The 4,183-nt window shown below is 38.6% G+C and carries 6 protein-coding genes and 5 tRNA genes; all 11 read right to left on the bottom strand.

The features are described from left to right. A partial coding sequence (locus VNZ46_RS12890) for a transcription termination/antitermination NusG family protein (RefSeq protein ID WP_325560514.1) occupies positions 1–261 on the bottom strand: 261 nt, incomplete at its 3' end. A 14-nt stretch (positions 262–275) separates the two neighbouring features. Continuing rightward, positions 276–473, bottom strand: coding sequence for a preprotein translocase subunit SecE (gene secE, locus VNZ46_RS12885; RefSeq protein ID WP_108552538.1), 198 nt, complete (start codon positions 471–473; stop codon positions 276–278). 13 nt (positions 474–486) lie between these two features. Then, positions 487–557, bottom strand: a tRNA-Trp gene (locus VNZ46_RS12880). A gap of 106 nt (positions 558–663) precedes the next feature. Continuing rightward, entirely contained in the window at positions 664–1,851 is a 1,188-nt protein-coding gene (gene tuf, locus VNZ46_RS12875; protein WP_086545150.1) for an elongation factor Tu, read from the bottom strand. 121 nt (positions 1,852–1,972) lie between these two features. After that, positions 1,973–2,044: transfer RNA gene (locus VNZ46_RS12870), tRNA-Thr, on the bottom strand. Positions 2,045–2,130: 86 nt separating this feature from the next. Continuing rightward, positions 2,131–2,203 (bottom strand) — tRNA-Gly (locus tag VNZ46_RS12865). A 12-nt stretch (positions 2,204–2,215) separates the two neighbouring features. Continuing rightward, positions 2,216–2,298: transfer RNA gene (locus VNZ46_RS12860), tRNA-Tyr, on the bottom strand. Positions 2,299–2,336: 38 nt separating this feature from the next. Beyond that, positions 2,337–2,409: transfer RNA gene (locus tag VNZ46_RS12855), tRNA-Thr, on the bottom strand. A 211-nt stretch (positions 2,410–2,620) separates the two neighbouring features. Next, on the bottom strand, positions 2,621–2,968 hold the full coding sequence (hpf, locus tag VNZ46_RS12850; RefSeq protein WP_133778803.1) for a ribosome hibernation-promoting factor, HPF/YfiA family: 348 nt from the start codon (positions 2,966–2,968) through the stop codon (positions 2,621–2,623). A 14-nt stretch (positions 2,969–2,982) separates the two neighbouring features. Continuing rightward, positions 2,983–3,867, bottom strand: coding sequence for a tyrosine-type recombinase/integrase (locus VNZ46_RS12845; protein WP_325560513.1), 885 nt, complete (start codon positions 3,865–3,867; stop codon positions 2,983–2,985). A 149-nt stretch (positions 3,868–4,016) separates the two neighbouring features. Further along, a partial coding sequence (gene rpsU, locus VNZ46_RS12840) for a 30S ribosomal protein S21 (RefSeq protein ID WP_325560515.1) occupies positions 4,017–4,183 on the bottom strand: 167 nt, incomplete at its 5' end.

The raw sequence follows: 4,183 nt of genomic DNA, 5'->3' as shown, positions 1-4,183 counted from the left end.
CACACTATTAACACCTTTAATAATGTGCTCCAACTCTCCGTCTAATATAGCTTCTATCAAAACATAACCAGGATAGAAGTTACGTTCTTTAGCAATTTTCTTACCATCTTTCATCTGATAGTATTTCTCCATTGGGATCAATACCTGAGGAACAAGATGTGAAAAACCTAAACGACTAATTTCAGAATCGATATACTGCTTAACCTTCTTCTCTTTTCCGCTAACAGCTCTAACTACATACCACTTTAACTGATCGTTCATTTTAGCTATATATATTAATTAGAAAGTGATTTATAAAAAGTATCTAAAACAAAAGTAGAGCCCTTATCCATCGCAAATACAACAATTGCTATGATGAATGAAGCCACTAGAACCAACACTGCAGAATTTAACAATTCTCCCCATGCAGGCCAAGTAACCTTCTGGGTCATTTCTTCATATGATTCTTTAATGAATTGAACTACGCTAGCCATATTTAAGTTTTTGCACGGGCACAAGGATTCGAACCCTGATCAAAGGTTTTGGAGACCTCTATTCTACCATTGAACTATGCCCGTGTATGAAATAACTTAGTACTTAAACCTTTGGCTTAACTTAAACTTCTGTGTTTAAGTACTAAGTTTTATACTTAACTAAATACGATGTACTTAGTTGTTCTGTTTACTATTTCAAGATTTCAGTTACCTGACCAGCACCTACTGTTCTACCACCTTCACGGATAGCGAAACGAAGACCTTTTTCCATTGCAATAGCGTTGATCAATTTAACAGTGATCGTAACGTTATCACCTGGCATAACCATTTCAGTTCCTTCAGCAAGTGAAATTTCACCTGTTACGTCTGTGGTACGGAAATAGAATTGCGGACGGTATTTGTTGAAGAATGGAGTGTGACGACCACCTTCTGCTTTTGATAATACATAGATCTCAGCTTTGAAATCAGTGTGAGGAGTTACAGAACCTGGTTTGCAGATAACCATACCACGACGGATATCAGTTTTCTCAATACCACGTAACAATAAACCTACGTTATCACCAGCCTCACCGTAATCAAGGATCTTACGGAACATCTCAACACCTGTAACAGTTGATTTAAGATTTTCAGCACCCATACCCAGGATCTCTACAGGATCTCCAGAGTTGATTACACCACGCTCAATACGTCCAGTTGCAACAGTACCACGACCAGTGATCGAGAATACGTCCTCAACAGGCATTAAGAATGGAAGATCAGTTAAACGTGGAGGGATTGGAATATAGCTATCTACAGCATCCATTAATTCCATGATTTTACCAACCCATTTCGGATCGCCGTTCAAACCACCCAAAGCAGAACCTTGGATAACAGGAATATCATCACCAGGGAATTCATAGAATGATAACAATTCACGAACTTCCATCTCTACTAATTCCAATAATTCTGGATCATCAACCATATCCACTTTGTTCATGAATACAACTAATGAAGGAACACCTACCTGACGAGCCAATAGGATGTGCTCGCGAGTTTGTGGCATTGGACCATCTGTAGCAGCAACTACGATGATAGCTCCATCCATTTGTGCAGCACCAGTAACCATGTTTTTCACGTAATCCGCGTGACCTGGACAGTCAACGTGTGCATAGTGACGGTTAGCTGTTGAATATTCAACGTGTGCTGTATTAATAGTGATACCTCTTTCTTTTTCCTCAGGAGCTGAGTCAATCGAATCAAATGAACGAGCCTCAGTTAAACCAGCATCAGCCAAGACCTTAGTGATAGCTGCTGTTAAGGTTGTTTTACCGTGGTCAACGTGACCGATTGTACCGATATTTAAGTGCGGCTTACTGCGGTCAAACTTTTCTTTTGCCATGTTTTTATACTTATTAGTAGGTTAACTTTTATTTTAATTTATTGTTTTGATACTATTTCAATACAAAAAACCTTGTTCACCCTGCCTTTATTACAGATTTAACAAAGTTCCTTATTTCCTGAGCCAAAGATGGGACTTGAACCCACGACCTCTTCCTTACCAAGGAAGTGCTCTACCGCTGAGCTACTTCGGCTTTTTAATCTCAGCAGCATGATCATTTAAGTCATTTAAGACTTAACTCCACAATCTCTGCCGACTGCCCAACTTTTCCAATTTTAGAGCGGAAGACGAGGTTCGAACTCGCGACCTATAGCTTGGAAGGCTATCGCTCTACCAACTGAGCTACTTCCGCTTTTTTTTACTGTGGGGAGAGAAGGATTCGAACCTTCGAAGTCTTGCGACAACAGAGTTACAGTCTGTCCCATTTGGCCACTCTGGTATCTCCCCATCTTTTAACCGCCACGTATCACTACGCGGATTAAAAGAGCCTCCTATCGGGATCGAACCAATGACCTACTGATTACAAGTCAGTTGCTCTACCAGCTGAGCTAAGGAGGCTTATATGCTACATTTGTTTCGTAAAACTCATGTAATTGATATAAATTTTAAACTTTCACAGAACCTTTCCGTTTCTTTAAGAGGCAACCCCTGTTCCGAAATGGAATGCAAATCTACAAGAATAAATCTTCTATCCAAAATTATTTTCAAAAAAAAATTGACGGTTTTTATACCGTCAATCCCTCTTTTTAAACTTAAAACAAATATATATCTAATAATCAGATACTTCATTCGCGCTTAAAATCACTTTATGTTCACTTAATTTTGTTCTTGTCTTATCTTTATGTTTAGTAATTTGTTTTTTTAAGGACTCAATCGACAAATCTGTCGCTTCTTCAAATGTTTTACACTGCTCCTTCGCAAACAATGTTCCGCCAGGAACAATCAGTTTGATCTCGCTAATTTTATTCGCCTCATCGTCTACATTCTCCAGTTTCAAATAAACTTCTCCACTTATGATCTGGTCAAAAAACTGATCCAGCTTATCTACCTTTCTTTGTATAAAGTCTAACAACTTTTTATCTGCATTGAAATGGATTGATTGAACTCTGATTTTCATGTTGTCCTCCTTTTTTATGCCTTTGGATGGGCTTGTTTATATATAGTTTTTAATCTTTCAATGGAATTGTGCGTATACACCTGGGTAGCGGCCAGACTGGCGTGCCCAAGCAACTCCTTTATCGCATTGAGGTCTGCACCTCTGTTCAGCAGACTTGTTGCGTAAGAATGCCTTAAAACGTGTGGGCTCTTTTTATCCTGCGTGGAAATAAATGTCAAATAACTCTTTACTGTTTTATAAATAAAATTCCGGTGCGCGCTGGCTCCTTTATTAGTAACGAACAAGGATGCGGTTTTGTTGTCGAAATTTTGTAAGCTTTTTAAACTGATGTAATCTTTCAGCTGCTGCACCAGTGGCCGGGCCATCGGTATGATTCTTTGCTTCCCCCCTTTACCCAATACCTTGACTGTTTCTCCATAAAAATCTATATCCTGATCTTTAAGATTCAGCAGTTCTGCCAGACGCATACCAGTACCAAATAAAACTTCTATGATCATTTTATCCCGGATGGAAGGAAAGGTGTTGTCAAAAAATTCACCGGAATCCAGCAAATTATCCAGCTTTTGATCGTCAATAAATACCGGCAAATGTTTTGCAACCTTAGGTGCTTTTACATGAGTAACCGGATTGGAAGTGATTGTCCCCTGTCTCTGATGATATTTGTAAAAACTTCTCAACGCAGACATCTTCCTGCCCACGGAGCTTGCACTTATCCCCTGCTCCATCAGGTGTACTATGTAATTCCTCACCTGTACAGGTTGCACCTCCAGCATCTCCATTTCAAATGTTTCCAGGAGATAAGTACTAAACTGAGTCAGATCTACTTTGTAAGATTCAATGGTGTGAAGCGAATAACGTTTCTCGTGCTGTAAGTAAGATAGAAATGTTTCTATTGACATATATTCTGCTTCTAAAAACCTGTAAAGTGAATATACAAAATGATCGCATATAAACAAGTTTTATTTGAAATAATGACAAAACAAACGGACATAAAAAAAGCACTGCCGAATATCAGCAGTGCTTTTATATCATGAAAATCAGTCAGAACTTAAACTGTTCCTTCTAATTGTATATTTTGCTTGTAGATTGCATGCTTAACCTGAGTACGACGAGTAACAGATTTTTTCTCGTATGCTTGACGGCTACGCAGTTCTCTCAAAACTCCAGTTTTTTCAAATTTCTTTTTGAAACGTTTAAGGGCTTTATCCAATGATT

This window comes from Pedobacter sp. (genome assembly GCF_035566355.1).
Classification (GTDB): domain Bacteria; phylum Bacteroidota; class Bacteroidia; order Sphingobacteriales; family Sphingobacteriaceae; genus Pedobacter.
This window is presented reverse-complemented; position numbering and strand designations above follow the sequence as displayed.

Coding starts and splice junctions, on each gene's coding strand:
- secE (WP_108552538.1), bottom strand. CDS start 473: ATGGCTAGCGTAGTTCAATTCATTAAAGAATCATATGAAGAAATGACC.
- tuf (WP_086545150.1), bottom strand. CDS start 1,851: ATGGCAAAAGAAAAGTTTGACCGCAGTAAGCCGCACTTAAATATCGGT.
- hpf (WP_133778803.1), bottom strand. CDS start 2,968: ATGAAAATCAGAGTTCAATCAATCCATTTCAATGCAGATAAAAAGTTG.
- VNZ46_RS12845 (WP_325560513.1), bottom strand. CDS start 3,867: ATGTCAATAGAAACATTTCTATCTTACTTACAGCACGAGAAACGTTAT.